Source organism: Marivirga salinae, assembly GCF_030503855.1.
Taxonomy (GTDB): Bacteria; Bacteroidota; Bacteroidia; order Cytophagales; family Cyclobacteriaceae; genus Marivirga; species Marivirga salinarum.
Genome location: NZ_CP129971.1, coordinates 1,315,822 through 1,333,276, shown reverse-complemented (window position 1 = coordinate 1,333,276; position 17,455 = coordinate 1,315,822). Strand labels below are relative to the sequence as shown.

Below are 17,455 nucleotides of genomic sequence, written 5' to 3'. Positions count from 1 at the left end.
CAAAGTAAGCTTTTAAGCTTACTTTGCCTTTAATAAAGCCTCTGCTATAATTAAATCCTCAGGAGTTGTGATCTTGATGTTTTGATATTCACCATCAATTAAGGTAATATTATATCCATATGCCTCCACCACTGATGCATCATCAGTAAATGAAGATTTGTAGTCGGCATTATAAGCAGATTTCAGTAAATCTACATCAAAAGTCTGTGGAGTTTGAATCATCCTTAAAGAATTCCTATCAATATTCTTACTATTGCCCTTTTCATCAAGCTGCCTTACAGAGTCTTTCATAAAGACTGCAGTAACAACTGCTTTATTCACTTTAGCCTGCTCGAAAGATTGATTTATGATTTTAGCAGAAACAAAAGGCCGAACACCGTCATGAACTGCAACCAAGCCCTCTCCAACATGTTCTAAAGCATTCTTTACGGAATGAAAGCGTGTCTCCCCACCAGCCACTACTTTATGTTCTAAATAATTTTGATGCCATATATTCAGTTCATCCCAAAATTGGATTTCCTCTTGAGGAAGTGTTAAAATCAATTCTATTTCAGGATCAGCTGCTTCAAAGGCTTGTAAAGTATGAATCAATATAGGTGTGCCTCCTAGCTTAAGAAATTGCTTGGGAAGACTCTCCCCCATTCTTTTGCCAGTACCACCTGCTACTATGATTGCATACTTTTTCATTATTACAATTTTTAAAATCTATAAATAAAAAAGGGATGCCGAACATCCCTATCCTATTCAAATATTTTAGTAGGTATTACTCTTTAACGATGAATTCAACCCTTCTGTTTATCTCTCTACCCATTACCTCATCATCATTACTTACGATTGGTCTTTCCTCTCCATAACCGACTGCATTCAATCTTCTTCTGTCAATTCCTTTGCCCGTAAGGTATTCTACCACCTTATTAGCCCGCTGCTGGGAAAGTTTTTTATTAACCGAATCGGAACCAATATTATCAGTATGACCAGCAATTTCAACATTCACCTGAGGATTAGCTTCCAAGAAACTCACCATTTTGTTTAACTCTTCATAAGATTCGGATGTGAATGTAGCTTTACCGAATTCAAAGAAAATGTTTCTTAAAGTTTTAGAAGTTCCTACCTCTGGTTTACTCAAGCTAAGGGTAATTCTAATAGTCTGCTCCTCTCCTTTTGAAGCTGGTACATTAATTCTTTTATTAGCAAAAATATAACCTGGCTTTTCAGCAGACAACATAAAATCCGTTGCAGCATCTCGGATTATTACAAAAGTATAAATGCCGTTATTTTCACTTTCAGAAGGTACGTTAATATTGTCTGCCTGTCCCTTTAACTTTACAGTTGATTCAATAGATTGATTATTACTAGCATCGACTACTCTTACCATTACTTTTACTGGAGCTCCTGTATCCACTTCATCTTCTTGCGATTCAACCACATCTACTTTTTCAACCTCTTTTTCTTCTGATTCATTCTCGCCTTCATCTACATTGGCTTTTTTACTTGCTACTTTTTTGTCCGTTTTATCTTCGCTACCTCCAATCTTTACTCTGTAGATATCATTGTAACCCATTCCTTCTTCACGTACAGTAGCATAATAACCCGTTTTTCCATCTTTGGTCATTACAAAATAAATATCATCATCAGGAGTGTTTAATGGGTAACCTAAATTTTCAGGATTACTCCATTCATTGCTTGCACTGTCATATTCTGATTTAAAAATATCAAAACCGCCCATGCCATTATGAGCAGTAGAACTAAAGTAAAGTGTTTTACCATCATACTGAATAAAAGGACCGTCTTCATCGCCTTCAGTATTAATTACTCTTCCAAGATTTTTAGAAGGGCCCCACTCGTCTTTTCTGTTTTTTGTTGAATAGTAAATATCAAATCCACCATATCCACCTGGGCGGTTACTTGCAAAAAATAGAGTTTTTCCATCGGCTGATTGAGAAACAGATTTTTCATTGTATCCACTGGAATTGATATTATCACTTAATCCTAAGGGTTCCGACCAAGTATCTTCAGATAAATTATTGGTATAATAAACATCACCATTTCCTTCATCACTATAGATATATAGCGTTTTACCATCAGGCGAGAAACCAAAATTTGAATCATGGTATTTTGTATTAACTACAGGACCAATATTTTCTGCAGGCTGCCATTCTCCACCTGATTTTTTAGAGATAAAAATATCTTCATAATAGAAGTTATCATCAAATACGTTTTCATTTAAGTTCCCTTGATCAGGACCTCTTCTTGAAGTGAAAATCATAACGGTTTCATCAGCATTAACCACTGGACCATAATCCCACAGCTCAGAATTAATAGCTGTACCAACATTAGTGATGGAGTAATTAACAGGATCATCCATTAATTTTTTACCCGTATTAGATTCATCTATTCGTCTATCAACTTCTGACATTGGTGTTTTATCAGCACCACTGTAGCCTGTATTATTTTCTAACTTTTGTTTATATTTTTTATAGTACTCAATAGCATTATCAAATTCATACCCATATTGATAAGCATGTCCGATTTTGTAGAGCATATCAAATTTATAATCAGAATCTAATTGATAAGCACGTAATAAATATTGGGTTGCTTTTGCTTTATCAGTTATTTGAAGATAAGTATCCCCTGTTTTATAATTGGCTTCAACATTATTAGGATCTGCCTCAGCCGCTAGTTTATACATCTCAACAGCTTGATTTAATGCTTTCGTTTCTTTTAAAATCTCCTCAGCAGTTAAAAGAAACTCTTTTGCTAATTCAGGATTAGGTTCCTGAGCCTTTACTTGAGAAACAAATAAAACAGAAATTAAAAAGACAGCAAAGAATCTAAATTTATATATCATCGTATTCTTTAATTCGGTAAAATATAGCGAGTTAGGTCGCTTCACTAAAATAATCACTTAAATTAAACTACTTTTTATGTTATATCAAAAAAAGTAAGCAAAACTTCCTGTTTTTATTCGATATTTTTACTAGATGAAGCAATAAATATAAAAATGTTATAGTATTTTTATTAAAACCCATCTTTTTTAGATGTAAAAATAGTAAGCCTGAATAAATTATTTTGATGCTAAAAGCTTACATTAACTAGAAAAATCACCTAAATCTAATAATTCTTTAGCAAACTTAAGTTTCTAAGCCACATAAAGCCTTTATATTTGCAAAATGAAGCGAATTAAAAATGCAGAATTTATTATAAGTAATACGGACTACAAAAAAAGTCCTGAAACTAATTTACCCGAATATGCATTTATTGGTCGTTCCAATGTAGGCAAGTCTTCCTTGATCAATATGCTGACGGATAGAAAAAGCTTAGCCAAAACATCCTCAAGACCAGGTAAAACACAGCTTATCAATCATTTTTTAATGGATGAAAAGTGGTATTTGGTGGATTTACCAGGCTATGGCTATGCTAAAGTCAGCAAAAAAACCAATGAAGGATGGGGCAAGATGATCAGTGATTACTTAAAAAACAGAGAAAATCTTGTCTGCATATTCGTATTAATTGATTCGCGACTGCCTCCACAAAAAGCAGATGTTGAGTTTTTGGACTTTATTGGCAAAAATGGATTACCGCTCTCCCTAATATTCACCAAGGCGGACAAACAATCTCTAAATAAAACGAATCAAAATGTAGCTGTTTTCAAAAAGAAAATGTTGAGTAGTTGGGAAGAATTTCCTCCTTATTTTGTCAGTTCTGCAGAAAAAAAGACTGGTAAAGAAGAAATTTTAAGCATTATTGAACAAATGAATATTGCTTGGGAAGAGCAGAAGTAAATTACTTCATCGCTTCTTCCACCATTTTCTTAGAACCTGTATAAAAAGGCACTCTTTGGTGCAATGATTCCGGTTGAATATCTAAAATTCTCATGTTCCCATCAGTAGCTAATCCTCCAGCTTGTTCACAAATCATGGCTAAGGCATTGCATTCGTAATTCAACCGTAATTTTCCATTTGGGGCTTTTTCAGTAGATGGATAAATGTAAATTCCACCCTTCAATAAGTTTCTATGAAAATCAGCTACTAAAGAACCAATGTAGCGAGCAGTGTATTTTTTATCTTTACAGTTTTCAATGTATTGCTGCACTTTAGGTTCCAAGCTTCTATAACTGCCTTCGTTAATCGAATATATTTTTCCATCTTCAGGAATTTTCATATCAGCATGCGATAAGAAAAACTCACCCAAAGAAGGATCATAAGTAAATCCATTTACACCTCTTCCAGTGGTATAAACTAACATTGTGGAAGATCCATACAATAAATATCCAGCTGCTACTTGTTCAGAGCCTTTTTGCAATACATCTTCATCGGTGACTTTACTGCCAACAGGCGAAACTCTTCTAAAAATCGAGAAAATAGTTCCGATGGAAACATTGACATCTATATTGGAAGAACCATCCAAAGGATCCATAGAGACAATGTATCTTCCGTCCTTATTATTCAGATCCAGGATTTCATCATCCTCTTCTGAAACAATGGCGCAAACCTCACCGCCATTTTTTAAAGCCCTTATAAATCGAATATTTGCAATAACATCCAATTTCTGCTGTTCCTCTCCCTGAATATTTTCAGTCCCATAAGCACCTCCTATATTCAATAAGCCAGCTCGATTCACCTCTCTATGAATAATTTTTCCTGCCAAGGCAATATCTCTCAGCAATTGTGAAAGTTCACCCGAAGCAAAGGCAAAATCGTTTTGTTTCTTTTTGATAAATCGGTCTAAAGTGATACCAACAGAGGTGGCTAGTTTAGTTTGCATGGAATATTTATTTGTATTGATGCTAAATTATGAAAAAATTGCAGCTTATTTTGCCATTCATTACAAAAAGGAACAAATGCAAGTATTTAAATTTGGTGGGGCATCCATAAAAGACGCAGAAGCAGTGCGGAATATGTCGGATATTTTGAAAAGATTCCCCGATGAAAAAATAATCATAGTGGTTTCCGCAATGGGAAAAACTACCAATGCATTGGAAGAAATATTGCATTTAAAGCTTGATGAGCTATCAATTGAGACTGCTATTCAGAATCTTTTTCAGTATCATTCTGTCATTATTTCAAAATTATTTGAGAAAAATGAAGCAAATATTCTTCAATTATTAGAAAGGATGTTTGAAGACCTAAAAATAAAACTTTCTGGGGTCAATAAATCTCGATATGATGAATCTTATGATAGCATCATTTCTTTTGGTGAAATGATTTCTTCCTCCATTTTATTAGAATTTCTGAAAAAAGAAGATTTTTCTATTTCTAAGATTGATGCAAAAAATTGCATCAGCACTGATGAAAGTTTTAGAGATGCATTGGTTGATTGGGAACAAACCAAAAAATCAATACAAAAAATAATCCATCATGAATTCTCTCAAAATCAGTTGGTGATAACACAAGGATTTCTAGGAGGCACTAGCAATGGAAAGATCACTACTTTAGGACGAGAAGGATCAGATTTTACTGCTGCTATTTTTGCTTATTGCACCAATGCGCAAGCAGTCACAATATGGAAGGATGTTCCAGGAATATTAAACGGAGACCCGAAAAAAATAAAGGATGCCGTTTTGTATCAAGAGCTGTCTTATCAAGAAGCTGCAGAGATGACTTATTATGGCGCCTCAGTCATTCATCCAAAGACTATTAAACCTTTGGCAATTGCTGGAATTCCAATGCATGTGCGCTCTTTCAGCTCCCCTGAAAAAGGAGGCACGATTATCCATAATTGTAAAATTGTCCATGAAATCCCCTGTATAATCATTAAAGAAAAACAAAGCCTGATCACTTTCAAATTGACAGATTTTACGTTTATAACTGAAGCTTTATTTGGGAAAATATTCGAGGCTTTAAATAAGCATCATATCAAAATCAATATGATGCAAAATACGGCCATTTCCTTTTCTGTTTGTGTAAATGATGATTTACATCGTTTAGATCAATTAATAAATGAATTGAAAGATGATTTTTCAATTCTTTATAATAAAGGTTTGGAATTAATCACCATAAAAAACTGCAATGATAGCTTGATAGAACGCATGAGGGCAGGTAAAGAAATCTACATGGAACAAAGAACCCGCAAAAACTATCAGGTGGTGAAAGGGGTTTGAAATAACCTCATCCTTTATCCTTCTGCTATAAGAGAAGGAAATATATCTTGACACTAGGTTCTAGCCTCTAGAGGCTAATCCATAGTAGGTGGCATACCAATCAGAAATAGAAAAGATAGCTTTTGAGGAGAGATGGTCTGTTTGTCACCAGAAACAGTAAGAGTTTTATTACCAAGCGCCAGAGGAGCCAGTAATCATCACCATCGAGAGGATGGCGATAGATAACTGATTTTCCCTTCCGCTAGCGCCTCGCTAGTTGAAAACAATACCGCCTCTGGCGGATTTTATTATCTATTAAATAACTTGAAACTACCTATCTGTTTTGGATCTAGAGTTTAAAAAGACTGAAATCTTGATTCTTGACTCTAGGTTCTCTCCTAAAATTCCGACTGGAAATGGAAATCGATTTCAGGGAAATTATCCTCTACCATTTGCAACCAAGATTTAGTTTCTGCCATAAAGACCATTTTTCCGTCTTTATCTCTTGCAATATGGCGATACTTAGATTTTACGAATTCATCCAACTTCTTTTTGTCATTACTACTAAACCAGCAGGCTTTGTACAAATTCATTGGAGCAAATTCACAAGAAGCGCCATATTCGTTCTTCAAACGGTGTTGAATTACCTCAAACTGAAGATTTCCAACTACTCCCACTACTTTTCTAGCTCCCATTTCAAAAGTAAATAATTGTGCCACACCTTCATCCATCAGCTGCGTTAAGCCTTTATCCAATTGCTTGGTTTTCATGGCGTCTTTGTTGATTACTTCCTTGAAAATCTCAGGAGAGAAAGATGGAATTCCTTTGTAAACGCCTTTTTCACCTTCCGATAAGGTATCTCCAATTTTTAGGTTTCCAGTATCGAATAAACCAACAATATCGCCCGGATAAGCTTCATCTACGGTTTCCTTATCTTGTGCCATAAAGGCTGTAGCATTGGAGAAACGGAATTTTTTATCGTGTCTCACATTCAAGTAACTACTTCCTCTTTGAAATTTTCCGGAGCAAATTCGAACGAAAGCAATTCGGTTTCTATGCTTAGGATCCATATTAGCATGAATCTTAAATACAAAACCAGTGAATTTCTCTTCATTTGGCTTAACAATTCTTCCTTCTGTTGAACGCTCCTTAGGCTGTGGAGAAATATTGATGAAGGTATCCAGCATCTCTTTTACGCCAAAACTATTGATAGCAGATCCAAAAAATACAGGGGCTACTTTTCCAGATAAATATTCTTCTTTATCTAATTCAGGATAAACACCTTCAATGAGTTCTACATCTTCTCTTAATTGATCAGCTAAAGTATCGCCAACAGTTGCATCTAACCTTTCATCAGTCAAATCCTTAATTTCTAGACCCTCTGCCGTTAACTGTTGCTTACTAGGTTTAAATAGCAATAAGTTTTTAGTGAATAAATTATAAACCCCTTTAAAGGTTTTTCCCATTCCAATTGGCCAGGTTAAGGGACGAACTTGAATGTCCAATTTTTCTTCTATTTCATCGAGCAAATCATAAGGATCTCTTCCTTCTCTATCTAGTTTGTTGATAAAGCAAATCACAGGAGTATTTCGCATACGACAAACTTCCATCAACTTCTCCGTTTGTTGCTCCACCCCTTTCACGCAATCAATTACCATCACCACGCTATCGACAGCAGTCAGCGTTCGATAAGTATCCTCAGCAAAATCTTGGTGACCAGGAGTATCCAATAAGTTGATTTTTAAATCTTTATATTCGAATCCCATCACGGAAGTAGCTACAGAAATACCTCTCTGCTTTTCAATCTCCATCCAATCCGATTTGGTGGCCGTATCAATTTTATTGGACTTAACAGCTCCAGCTTTATTAATAGCACCACCGAAAAGTAAAAGTTTTTCCGTTAAAGTGGTTTTACCAGCATCAGGGTGGGCAATAATGCCAAAAGTTCTACGCTTGCTTATCTCTTGTTCTAACTTGTTCATATGGATTCCTCAATGAAGCTGCAAAATTACGAATAATGATTGGCAAAAGGAATTGAAAGTGCAAATCAAAAGAAAAGATTCAAGAGACTACCGTTTTCGGCAATCTCTTGAATTCAAAATATAGATTAAAACTTAAAATTAAGAGACATAATATAATTCCTTCCAGGAGCAGACATACCTGAACTATATGGCCTGTATCGTTGGTCAGTAATGTTTTCTATTCCAACATTTAAACTCAAATCCTGTAAAAACTGATAGCTCAATTTAAAATTAAGAGTATACCAAGCTGGTGCATAAGTATTGCCATTCTCATTCAATGCATAAATTTCAGTTTTTCCTCTTTCTTCAACTGCTAATTCTGAATGTTGGCGTTCCGCTTGATAATTAGCGTAAAGCTGAACTAACCAATCTTTAGATTTGAAATTTAAACGAGTGGTACCAAACATTGGAGCTGCATGTCTTGAAGGGCTAAGCGAACCATCATCTAATTCTTCTTCTCCTATTTGATAATTTAAATCTGAAGACAAGTTTATTCCTCCAGGAAATTTAATTTCCATTGCTGCCTGAACTCCATACACATTTGCAACAGCCGCATTTTGAATGGACTGAACTTTACTTTGTTCACCATCGAAAATGATGCTATCTTGTCCGTTTAATTGAGAATCCCTTCGAACCATAGCATTATTGAGCAAAGTATAATAGGCTGTAAAATCCACTTTAAGAAAATCGTTGAAAACTTTTGCTATTCCTATATCCCAATTATAAGCATATTCTGCCGTCAAATTCGGATTGGGAATCACGACAGCTCCAGGTTCCGAATCGAATATTTTACCTACATCATCTACATTGGGAGCTCTAAAAGCTGTTCCGAAATTAGCATTAACCGACCAAGAATCTCCAGGATGATAAACCATACCCAAACTTCCAGTAAGAGCTCCATTATTAATATAGGCTTCTGTAAAAGGAAAAGAGTAAAAGGTAGTGTCAAATTCAGCATTCAATAAGAAGTGATTATATCGTAGGCCCCCTTGAATAGTGAAATTATCCGATGGTTTAAATTCATAATTTGTATAAACTGCCATCGAACTCCAAGTAGACTCAGGATATCTGGAAGGTGAATTGGCAAAATTACCTGTTAAGATGTTTTCCTGTTTACCATTTGATTCAACATTATTTAAAATATACTCTGAACCATAAAAAACTGTACTTTTCTCCCCTAGTTTTTTAACGAAATCAATATTGGCTGAATAGGCATCAACTTTTTCCGCTCTTATTCTCCTTATCTCATCTTGAAAACTGCGGTCAATTCTACTTTCCTCAAACTGCTGATGAGCTAATCGAAAAGATAGTTGATCAAATGCTCTGGTTTCTTCTGAATGTGTGATATTCAAATTATTCATCATCCATTTTTGAGGACCATATTTCCATTCCGCATAACGCGGTTCACCATTTGATACTCGATTAAGTCTATCATAACGCCCATAATCTGAAGTCTCAGAATAATGAAATCCATATTGAAAATCCCAATTTTCATTAGGCTCGAATCTGACTTTTTGCATTAAGTTCTTCTGAGTATATGCAGTAGGATTTTGAATTAAAGGATCGTCTTGCTCCACTATTCTGTCCTCACCTTCAAATCTTTCAACATAATAAGTTTTCAAATAATCTTCCGGTCCATTACTCCCTTGCCTTAAATGATCATAATCCCAGCGGCTGGCACTGGTCACAAAAGCCCACTTTTTCCAGCCATATTTTATATCAGCATGAATGGTTTTCTCATTATTAGCAGAAGAAAACCGGGTATTTACTTTTCCAGATATTAAAACCTCATCTGAATCAGATAACTCAGGACTTAAAGTCTGAAAGCTCATCACTCCACCTATGGCATCACTTCCGTAAATAACTGAGCCAGGACCGAATAAAACCTCTGTATTTTCTGTAGCAAAAGGATCTAAACTTATCACATTTTGAATATTTCCACCACGAAAAATTGCATTATTCATCCGAATTCCATCCACTGTATAAAGCAACCGGTTGGTAGCAAACCCTCGAATCATTGGGCTACCTCCGCCTTGTTGACTTTTTTGAATATAGACTTTCCCTGAAACACCTAATAAATCCGCAGCAGTTTGAGGATTTTGGAGTGCCACTTCCTTTGGTGAAATCGAAATGACTTTTGAAGGGATATCTCCAGTATTCTGCCTCCACCTAGTTGCAGAAACTATTACCTCATTCAAATTGAAATTATTGGCTTTGAGCTCAATTATGAAATCAGAAGCCTTTATTTTTTCATAGCTTAAAATCTTCAATTGATAGCCTAGCCGTTGAATCTGGATTTTTTGAGCACCCGAAAAAGCGGAAATATCAGCCTTTCCGTGTTTATCAGTGCTAATGAATTCTTTCATTTCCTCACTGATAAGGGTTACCATTTCAATAGGCTCTGAAGTTTTGTCATCTTTGACCATAATAGTTTGAGAATAGACCATAAAAGGACTACCCAAAAACATATAGAGCAATATAATATTCCTCATTATAAATTTTTAGTTTATAAATAGTTTAAAAAATAGAAGGCATTACTGAGTAGAAGAGATACAATTATCCAATTTAATCAGTAAAGCAAAATAAAATATTTAAACTATCTTTTGAGGAGGTGGATTGGGAATAGAAATAATATTCATTTTGGAAATGAATCGGTAATCAGTTTCCGGATTTGATACTTCAGCAAATTGAAGCGCTTGCCACTGAAAGACTTTTTCAGAAAAAAGAGATTGATAAAATGAAATCAGCTTCTGTTCTTTCTCCTGCTTATCAGGATGGTTCCCTAACAAATTATTGACTACTTCCGCCAAATTTTTGTTTAATACTGTTTCTTCATAATCCCACCAGCACCAGTATTTTATGCTATCCGTGGTTTCTGCAAATTCCACCACATCATACATTTCCCCCTCAAATTCAAACTCTCTGGAATGTTTCCATTCCAGTTTTTCAGCAGCTTCAGATTTACTTAACTGAATTAATACCAGTTCAGATTTATCGATACCCTCAATGATTTTCCATTTCACCTCACGCTTGATTTGTTTCTTTTGATGATTTAACCATAGGTAGGTCACCATAGCTGGTGCTAACAAGCAAAAAAGAAACGATATAAGAATGAATTGTTTTTTCAAATTGATGAAATCAAGTCATACAAATTTACGGAATTTAGACTACTTCTTTACAGTTAAGTAAACCTCTTCCATAAATGGTGAATTTGATTTATTAATAATGCCCAACCATTGAATGTAAAATGATTTTTTTAAGTTCCTTTAAAATCTATTCTTAAAATTTCATTAACTTAAATAATGAATCAAATAGCTAAAATGAAATGAATGTAAAACCTACTAAAAAAACTTATGATTCAGATGAATTGGTAGTAGAATGGCAACCTTCTCTATGTATTCATAGCGAAAAATGCTGGAGAGGTCTCCCAGAGGTATTTAGAACAGACGAAAGACCGTGGGTGAATATAGAAGGTGCAGAGGACAAAAGAATTATGGAACAGTTGGAAGCCTGTCCATCTGGTGCGATTTCAGGATATTGGAAAAATCAAAAGCAAGATAATAAGACCGAGTCTTCTTCTACCCAAGTTGAAGTCAGCAAAAATGGCCCTTTGATGGTGAAAGGGAAAATTGAAATAAAACATTCCAATGGGAAAACGGAAAGTAAGGACAAAACAACCGCTTTTTGCCGATGTGGCGCTTCGGGAAATAAACCATTTTGCGATGGAACTCACAATAAAATTGGATTTGCAGGATAGAAACCTGAGTTCGACATTAATTTGGAAATTCAGATTTTATGGGAAATTTTTTCTGATTCCGCTTGTAAACAGCGATTTTCTTCCTAAAAATTTCTTGCAATAGCCCGCTATTGCTTCAAAATTTTTAGTTGAAACTCACTATTTACAAACGGTCTGAATCCTAAATTAATAATCGAATTCAGGTTAGAATGAAAGCTTAAAAAGCTCTCATTCTATTTATATTATTTACCTCAATTGAAAGGAAATAGGAATATTCATACTCACTCTCACGGCTTGTCCTCTCTGTCTTCCGGCTTCCCATTTTGGAGCATTTTCGATAACTCTAACCGCTTCTTTATCAATGCCTTCAGAAACACCTTTTAGAATTTTCACTTGTGATAAAGAACCATCTTTCTCTATTACAAAAGATAAATATACCTTGCCTTCTATATTTCTTCTTTGCTCGTAAGTAGGATATTCAATTGCCTCCCCAATATATTTATAAAAAGCTTCTAAGCCTCCATTAAATTGAGGTCTAACTTCTAATAATTCAGGATTATAAATATTATTATCATCAACCTTTTCCTCAGGAATTTTGAATTCATTACCAAGTGATTCAAGCTCTTTATTGATATCAATTTCTTTCGTTTTCTCTTCTGGTTTAGAAAGTTCCTCCACCTCAACTATGTTGATATCACCCTTTGGTTCTGGTAATTTTTTAGGCTTAGGTTTTGGTGGATGAGTGGTAGGTATTACATCTTCATTAAGATGAAAAGTTATTTCCTCCTCTGAAAAATCTACTTTATCTCCTTCATCGATAAAGACCTTAAATTCAAAGGCAATAAAACAAAGACTAATTGCTAAGACTAATCCAAAATTAAAAAAAAGTGGACGCTTAGCATACAATTCTCGAGTTGCATTTTTGAAATGTTCCATAGTGAATAATCATTTAAATAGAGCCTATTAGGCAATTACATGAGAAACTGAAGTGACTATCTGATATTCAGAAGCAACCCACAATTTAATGTGTAATTAACTTTTAGATTCTATGAGTTGAACATGATTATTCATACACCTAACACTATAACGCAAGCATATTGCATTAAGTATAAATTGCAGGAAAATTTTAAAATAATGCTTGAGAAGTTTAAGGTCTAGCAGTTTTTACGCAAGCCCTATCGAAGCTTCTCCCCCAATAAAAGTTTTTTTGCTTGGGTCTGCTGAATGAATAATTTGGTGATCAGTTACATTTTTTGCTAATTCTCTTTCAAGCAGGACATAAAAAACGTAGTTATGAACTACGGCTTCATATTTTTCAATACCTGTTTAACTCAACTGCTTTTTCATAATCTTCTTCTGTGAATTCAAAAACATAACTAACTCTTTCCCCACTAGTCTCTATTTCGTAGTCATTGTCATGAAATAAATTTTTTATAGGGCTTGAAAAATACAGATCTTCATACGTGCGTAAATGAGTTATACTATAGCTATCACAGTAAATGACCACACATGAATCAGCATATGGTCGGAATGGAGGTGGATAAATAGCACCAGTCTCAATAGATGAATTAAAAGATTTATAGAAATCCGAGTTTTCATCTATCAAATAAGTATCAAGTACTTCACCATTCAAATACCCTCTCACCTCTACAGGGCACGGAGTAGAATTAATTAATGTATATTCGGTAGATGGATCTTCAGGCTCTGGCTCACAGGAGAATATAAATAATAGTAATAAAAATAGGGATGCAAGCTTTTTCATTTGTTTAATCTATTAAAACAAAATCCAGTTAATGCTTATTTGCCAATTGCCCACAAGCAGCATCTATATCTTTTCCTCGGCTTCTTCTCACATTCACAATTACACCTCTATCTTCAAGGAATGCAGCAAATTTATCGAGCTTATCTTCATCCGTATTGGTAAAATCAGCTTGATCAATTGGATTATATTCAATTAAATTAACTTTGGCTGGAACATATTTAGTGAATTGCCATAGTTCTTTTGCATCTTCCAGACTATCATTAAAATTATTGAAAACGCAATATTCAAAGGTCACTCTGTTTTTGGTTTTAGAGTGGTAATATTCTAAAGCCTCTCTGAGCACTGGCAAGTTATTGCTGTCATTAATAGACATGATTTGGCTTCTTTTCTCATCATTTGCGGCATGAAGAGAAAGTGCTAGATTGAATTTAGCATCATCATCCGCTAATTTCTTTATCATTTTGGAAATACCAGCTGTGGAAACGGTAATTCTTTTAGGAGACATGAACAATCCTTTTTCGGAAGTGATATGTTCTATGGACTCCATCATGTTTTTATAATTCAAAAGCGGTTCGCCCATGCCCATATAAACAATGTTGGAAAGTGGCATATCGTAATGCGTTTCTGCCAATTCTTTAATCATCACCACCTGATCATAAATTTCAGCTGCTTCAAGATTACGCATTCTCTTCAAATAACCTGTAGCACAAAATTTACAACTTAATGAACAGCCTACTTGGGAGGACACACAAGCCGTCATTCTGTTTTCGGTAGGAATTAACACTCCTTCTACTTCATTGCCATCATGCAATCGGAAAGCGACTTTGATGGTTCTGTCTGAACTTAATTGCTTATCGGCAATTGTAATTCTATTAATACAATAGTTTTGATCCAGCCATTCCCTTAAATTTTTGGAAAGATTGGTCATTTCCTCAAATGAAGCAGCTGATTTCATCCAAAGCCATTCATAAATCTGTTTGGCTCTAAAAGCTTTCTCGCCTGATGCGGTTAAATCTTCTGCAATAGCATCAATGGACATTTTTCGAATATCCTTTTTGCTTAGATTTACCTCTATTACTTCTTTCTGAATATGGACTGCTTTCTCTTGCATAGCACAAAATTACAATAATCAGCAGACATAAGCCTAATGAAGTGATATAAGTTCAGGGATTTTCGGAAATTTGTGAGATTAAGCGAATAGATCGATTTCTTTTGCTAAGGCTCTATCATCCAAGACGCTTATTTTTTTGCCGTTAAGATCAATTAATCCATCTTTCTTGAAATCGGACAACAAACGAATAAGGGTTTCAGTAGCTGTACCCACAATTTTGGCTAAATCTTCTCTTGTAAGTGCAATATTAATTTCAGTTTTTTGATCTCCATCTACACCGTAAGAGCTTTTTAACATTAATAATGTAGTAGCTAGACGTTGTCTTACAGTTTTATTAGCCATATCGGCCATTTTTTGTTCCATAACGCCTAAATCATGGCAAACAGCCTGCATAAGTTTATTCTGAAAATTGTGGTCTTTTGAAATTAGCTCAGTAAAGCTGCTTTTAGGGATAAAACAAACTTTTGCATTTTCTAATATAGTAGCAGAAGAATTATAGTTTTCTCCTGAAAGTAGAGCTCTATAGCCTAAAAAATCTCCTTCCTGAGCCAAGCGTACAATCTGCTCTCTCCCGGAATCATCTGTTTTAAAAATTTTCACTTTCCCTTCGCTAATGCAAAACAAACCCATAGGTTGGGTTCCTTCAAGAAAAAGCACCTGACCTTTATTATGCGCCAAAGTACTTTTATGTTCACTTAATGCACAAAGAGCATCATTTGGAATTTCATTGAACATGGATTTACGCCTACTTAGGCATAAATCACAAGGAATATTTTTTACTTTTTTAGACATATCTACTAGGCTTATCGTAAGCTCAAAAATTTAGTTGCGGTCTGTTTACATAAATATAGGATAAATTTAAATAGTTTAAAAAACAGAGGCTAATTTGAATCTAAGAATTCTCTAAATTTTCATTAAATTGCATAAACCAAATTTTTTAATCTATGAAAAAAGGACTTTTAAGCGGAATTATTTTAATCGCTATAGGTGCATTTACTATTTATTGGGCAATAGATCACAGTCCTAATGCTCCCATAGGTGAAAAGGTAACTGATTTATTAGAAGAGAATGCATACAGAATGAGTGAAGCTTGGTATTACACATCATTGGTTGCAGGAAGCATAATTGCCTTATTGGGATTGAGAAATTTATTGAAATCATAAGAAAAAGCTTCTCTCAAAAGCTATTAATTGGCCGCTTTTGAGAGAAGCTTTTTAAATTTTGCCAAAGGCTTTAATCACCCCTTCTCTTAATTCAGGATGCTTTAAGTAATGCAAAATAGAATCTGCGATTTGCTCTGGTTTTACCCAGTCACTGAAATCCATATCTGACATTGCTTCCCTATTAGGTGGTGTATCAATTATACTAGGCACTATAACATGAGCGCTAATTTGATGTTCTGAATAATCCGCATTAATGATGTCGGCAAGACTAAAAACCAATTGTTTAGCCAATCCATAGGATACTACATTCTTCAAATCATTTGCTGATAAAACAGGTTTTGCACCAATCAGAAATATTTGACTACCCTTCGGCATTTTTTCCATTAGTGGCTTCACTAAATTAAAAGCAGTATCAAAATTCAATTTGATTTGGAAATGGATGTCATCAATAGTCACATCTTTTATTCCACCACCAGCATAACCGCCAACAGTTAGTACAGCTCCATTGATTTCCCCAAATGCACTACTTGCTTTTTCAACTGCATCCGAGGCAGCTTTTGGATTAGTCAAATCAATTGAAAGCTTTTGAAAATCATCTTCTGAATTTTTTGCATTTTCTTTATCCCCGAATAGACCAAAAATTTTATTGCCTTCCGATTTTAATTTATTGACAACCGCACTTCCTAAATTTCCATCTGCTCCGCTTACTAGTATATTCTTCATATCATTTTTTAAATTTTATCACTAATTACTATGATTTGTAAAAATTTAATCTGTTCTGACGCATTGAGCATCCTTCTTAATTTTCCACTCAGTGCTATTAAGAAGCTTCAAATTTTGAGTCGATAATGGGTCATCTATTTTTCAAAAGTTATACCTTTTGGACTAGCTCCCAACATTTCTAATTGTTTGCTAACATCTTTCACCATGGCATCAGGCCCACATACATAAAAATGTTGTGTAAAATCCTCCAAATGCTTATTCAAAAATTCCATGTCTACCATTTCATTTTCATGCCCTTCAATATTTTGATGAGTCAATGTAGAAATAAAATTATCTCCTAGAATATCATTAAAATAGGATTCCAAAATAACATCATCTCCTCTTTTATTGGAAAAAATTAGTTTATTTTCACCAACTTCATTCTTCTTCTCAAGATTTCTGAAAATAGCGATAAATGGAGTAACTCCTGCTCCACCAGCAATGAAAGTCCCAGTTCCTTTATATTCAATAGCACCCCAAGCATCATCAATGATCAATTCATCTCCTTCTACAAGGCTATCTATTTCATGAGTTACCCCTTCATGATCGTGATAGGTTTTAATAACAAATTCTAGATGATTATCTTCAGGGAGAGAGGTGAAAGTAAAAGGCCTTTTTTCTTCTGTCCATCCTTTTTTATTAATGGCTACTTCTGTGGCTTGACCTGGTGTAAATTTATAATCTTTTGGTTTTTCGGTTTTAATCTGTTTTACATTGTGCGTTAAGGAAAGCACATTGGTGATTTTTACGGTATATGCCATTTCTATTACGTTTTGTTCTACAATAGAAACGAAATAAATAAATTATGTTTAAAATAAAAG

Annotated in this window: 16 protein-coding genes; 4 read left to right on the top strand and 12 right to left on the bottom strand. The window is 34.6% G+C overall.

Annotation, left to right across the window (positions count from 1 at the left end; genetic code table 11):
- Positions 1-18: 18 nt before the first annotated feature.
- Both QYS49_RS05765 and QYS49_RS05760 read right to left on the bottom strand, forming a co-directional pair.
- The gene (locus QYS49_RS05765; RefSeq protein WP_308350763.1) at positions 19-687 is read right to left on the bottom strand and encodes a 2-C-methyl-D-erythritol 4-phosphate cytidylyltransferase; all 669 of its coding nucleotides are present in this window, start codon (positions 685-687) and stop codon (positions 19-21) included.
- A gap of 76 nt (positions 688-763) precedes the next feature.
- A complete protein-coding gene (locus QYS49_RS05760; RefSeq protein ID WP_308350762.1) occupies positions 764-2,848 on the bottom strand; it encodes an OmpA family protein in 2,085 nt (694 codons plus the stop codon).
- Positions 2,849-3,170: 322 nt separating this feature from the next.
- Between QYS49_RS05760 and yihA the strand changes: the two genes are divergently transcribed.
- Positions 3,171-3,782 carry a ribosome biogenesis GTP-binding protein YihA/YsxC gene (yihA, locus tag QYS49_RS05755; protein ID WP_308350761.1) on the top strand — a complete coding sequence of 204 codons (612 nt, stop codon included), beginning with the start codon at positions 3,171-3,173 and terminating at the stop codon, positions 3,780-3,782.
- Position 3,783: 1 nt separating this feature from the next.
- On the opposite strand, the gene fbp is transcribed toward yihA, so the two are convergent.
- Entirely contained in the window at positions 3,784-4,764 is a 981-nt protein-coding gene (gene fbp / locus QYS49_RS05750) for a class 1 fructose-bisphosphatase (protein ID WP_308350760.1), read from the bottom strand.
- Between fbp and QYS49_RS05745 the strand changes: the two genes are divergently transcribed.
- The gene (locus tag QYS49_RS05745) at positions 4,763-6,100 is read left to right on the top strand and encodes an aspartate kinase (RefSeq protein WP_308350759.1); all 1,338 of its coding nucleotides are present in this window, start codon (positions 4,763-4,765) and stop codon (positions 6,098-6,100) included. The two genes, fbp and QYS49_RS05745, sit on opposite strands and share 2 nt — an antisense overlap.
- Before the next feature lie 377 nt (positions 6,101-6,477).
- Here QYS49_RS05745 and QYS49_RS05740 read toward each other — a convergent pair whose 3' ends face one another.
- The 3 genes from QYS49_RS05740 to QYS49_RS05730 all read right to left on the bottom strand — a co-directional run bounded on the left by QYS49_RS05740 (position 6,478) and on the right by QYS49_RS05730 (position 11,174).
- Complete coding sequence (locus tag QYS49_RS05740; RefSeq protein ID WP_308350758.1) at positions 6,478-8,061, bottom strand: peptide chain release factor 3; 1,584 nt, start codon at positions 8,059-8,061, stop codon at positions 6,478-6,480.
- A 125-nt stretch (positions 8,062-8,186) separates the two neighbouring features.
- Complete coding sequence (locus QYS49_RS05735; protein WP_308350757.1) at positions 8,187-10,592, bottom strand: TonB-dependent receptor; 2,406 nt, start codon at positions 10,590-10,592, stop codon at positions 8,187-8,189.
- A gap of 99 nt (positions 10,593-10,691) precedes the next feature.
- The gene (locus QYS49_RS05730; protein WP_308350756.1) at positions 10,692-11,174 is read right to left on the bottom strand and encodes a hypothetical protein; all 483 of its coding nucleotides are present in this window, start codon (positions 11,172-11,174) and stop codon (positions 10,692-10,694) included.
- Between the two features lie 251 nt (positions 11,175-11,425).
- Between QYS49_RS05730 and QYS49_RS05725 the strand changes: the two genes are divergently transcribed.
- A complete protein-coding gene (locus QYS49_RS05725) occupies positions 11,426-11,857 on the top strand; it encodes a (4Fe-4S)-binding protein (RefSeq protein WP_308350755.1) in 432 nt (143 codons plus the stop codon).
- Between the two features lie 225 nt (positions 11,858-12,082).
- On the opposite strand, the gene QYS49_RS05720 is transcribed toward QYS49_RS05725, so the two are convergent.
- The 4 genes from QYS49_RS05720 to QYS49_RS05705 all read right to left on the bottom strand — a co-directional run bounded on the left by QYS49_RS05720 (position 12,083) and on the right by QYS49_RS05705 (position 15,501).
- Entirely contained in the window at positions 12,083-12,772 is a 690-nt protein-coding gene (locus QYS49_RS05720; protein WP_308350754.1) for an energy transducer TonB, read from the bottom strand.
- A 379-nt stretch (positions 12,773-13,151) separates the two neighbouring features.
- Positions 13,152-13,598 (bottom strand): hypothetical protein, encoded by a 447-nt coding sequence (locus QYS49_RS05715; protein WP_308350753.1) that lies wholly within the window; start codon positions 13,596-13,598, stop codon positions 13,152-13,154.
- 28 nt (positions 13,599-13,626) lie between these two features.
- Positions 13,627-14,709, bottom strand: coding sequence for a dual-specificity RNA methyltransferase RlmN (gene rlmN, locus QYS49_RS05710; RefSeq protein WP_308350752.1), 1,083 nt, complete (start codon positions 14,707-14,709; stop codon positions 13,627-13,629).
- Positions 14,710-14,787: 78 nt separating this feature from the next.
- The gene (locus QYS49_RS05705) at positions 14,788-15,501 is read right to left on the bottom strand and encodes a Crp/Fnr family transcriptional regulator (RefSeq protein ID WP_308350751.1); all 714 of its coding nucleotides are present in this window, start codon (positions 15,499-15,501) and stop codon (positions 14,788-14,790) included.
- Positions 15,502-15,653: 152 nt separating this feature from the next.
- Here QYS49_RS05705 and QYS49_RS05700 point away from each other — a divergent pair, with 152 nt between their 5' ends.
- Positions 15,654-15,872 (top strand): hypothetical protein, encoded by a 219-nt coding sequence (locus tag QYS49_RS05700; protein WP_308350750.1) that lies wholly within the window; start codon positions 15,654-15,656, stop codon positions 15,870-15,872.
- Positions 15,873-15,923: 51 nt separating this feature from the next.
- On the opposite strand, the gene QYS49_RS05695 is transcribed toward QYS49_RS05700, so the two are convergent.
- Both QYS49_RS05695 and QYS49_RS05690 read right to left on the bottom strand, forming a co-directional pair.
- Positions 15,924-16,595, bottom strand: coding sequence for an SDR family NAD(P)-dependent oxidoreductase (locus QYS49_RS05695; RefSeq protein WP_308350749.1), 672 nt, complete (start codon positions 16,593-16,595; stop codon positions 15,924-15,926).
- Positions 16,596-16,729: 134 nt separating this feature from the next.
- Complete coding sequence (locus QYS49_RS05690; protein WP_308350748.1) at positions 16,730-17,395, bottom strand: ferredoxin reductase domain-containing protein; 666 nt, start codon at positions 17,393-17,395, stop codon at positions 16,730-16,732.
- Between the last annotated feature and the right edge of the window lie 60 nt (positions 17,396-17,455).

Coding starts and splice junctions, on each gene's coding strand:
- QYS49_RS05730 (WP_308350756.1), bottom strand. CDS start 11,174: ATGGTGACCTACCTATGGTTAAATCATCAAAAGAAACAAATCAAGCGT.
- QYS49_RS05760 (WP_308350762.1), bottom strand. CDS start 2,848: ATGATATATAAATTTAGATTCTTTGCTGTCTTTTTAATTTCTGTTTTA.
- QYS49_RS05765 (WP_308350763.1), bottom strand. CDS start 687: ATGAAAAAGTATGCAATCATAGTAGCAGGTGGTACTGGCAAAAGAATG.
- QYS49_RS05690 (WP_308350748.1), bottom strand. CDS start 17,395: ATGGCATATACCGTAAAAATCACCAATGTGCTTTCCTTAACGCACAAT.
- QYS49_RS05700 (WP_308350750.1), top strand. CDS start 15,654: ATGAAAAAAGGACTTTTAAGCGGAATTATTTTAATCGCTATAGGTGCA.
- QYS49_RS05695 (WP_308350749.1), bottom strand. CDS start 16,595: ATGAAGAATATACTAGTAAGCGGAGCAGATGGAAATTTAGGAAGTGCG.
- QYS49_RS05720 (WP_308350754.1), bottom strand. CDS start 12,772: ATGGAACATTTCAAAAATGCAACTCGAGAATTGTATGCTAAGCGTCCA.
- yihA (WP_308350761.1), top strand. CDS start 3,171: ATGAAGCGAATTAAAAATGCAGAATTTATTATAAGTAATACGGACTAC.
- QYS49_RS05745 (WP_308350759.1), top strand. CDS start 4,763: ATGGAATATTTATTTGTATTGATGCTAAATTATGAAAAAATTGCAGCT.
- QYS49_RS05735 (WP_308350757.1), bottom strand. CDS start 10,592: ATGAGGAATATTATATTGCTCTATATGTTTTTGGGTAGTCCTTTTATG.
- rlmN (WP_308350752.1), bottom strand. CDS start 14,709: ATGCAAGAGAAAGCAGTCCATATTCAGAAAGAAGTAATAGAGGTAAAT.
- QYS49_RS05725 (WP_308350755.1), top strand. CDS start 11,426: ATGAATGTAAAACCTACTAAAAAAACTTATGATTCAGATGAATTGGTA.
- QYS49_RS05705 (WP_308350751.1), bottom strand. CDS start 15,501: ATGTCTAAAAAAGTAAAAAATATTCCTTGTGATTTATGCCTAAGTAGG.
- QYS49_RS05740 (WP_308350758.1), bottom strand. CDS start 8,061: ATGAACAAGTTAGAACAAGAGATAAGCAAGCGTAGAACTTTTGGCATT.
- QYS49_RS05715 (WP_308350753.1), bottom strand. CDS start 13,598: ATGAAAAAGCTTGCATCCCTATTTTTATTACTATTATTTATATTCTCC.
- fbp (WP_308350760.1), bottom strand. CDS start 4,764: ATGCAAACTAAACTAGCCACCTCTGTTGGTATCACTTTAGACCGATTT.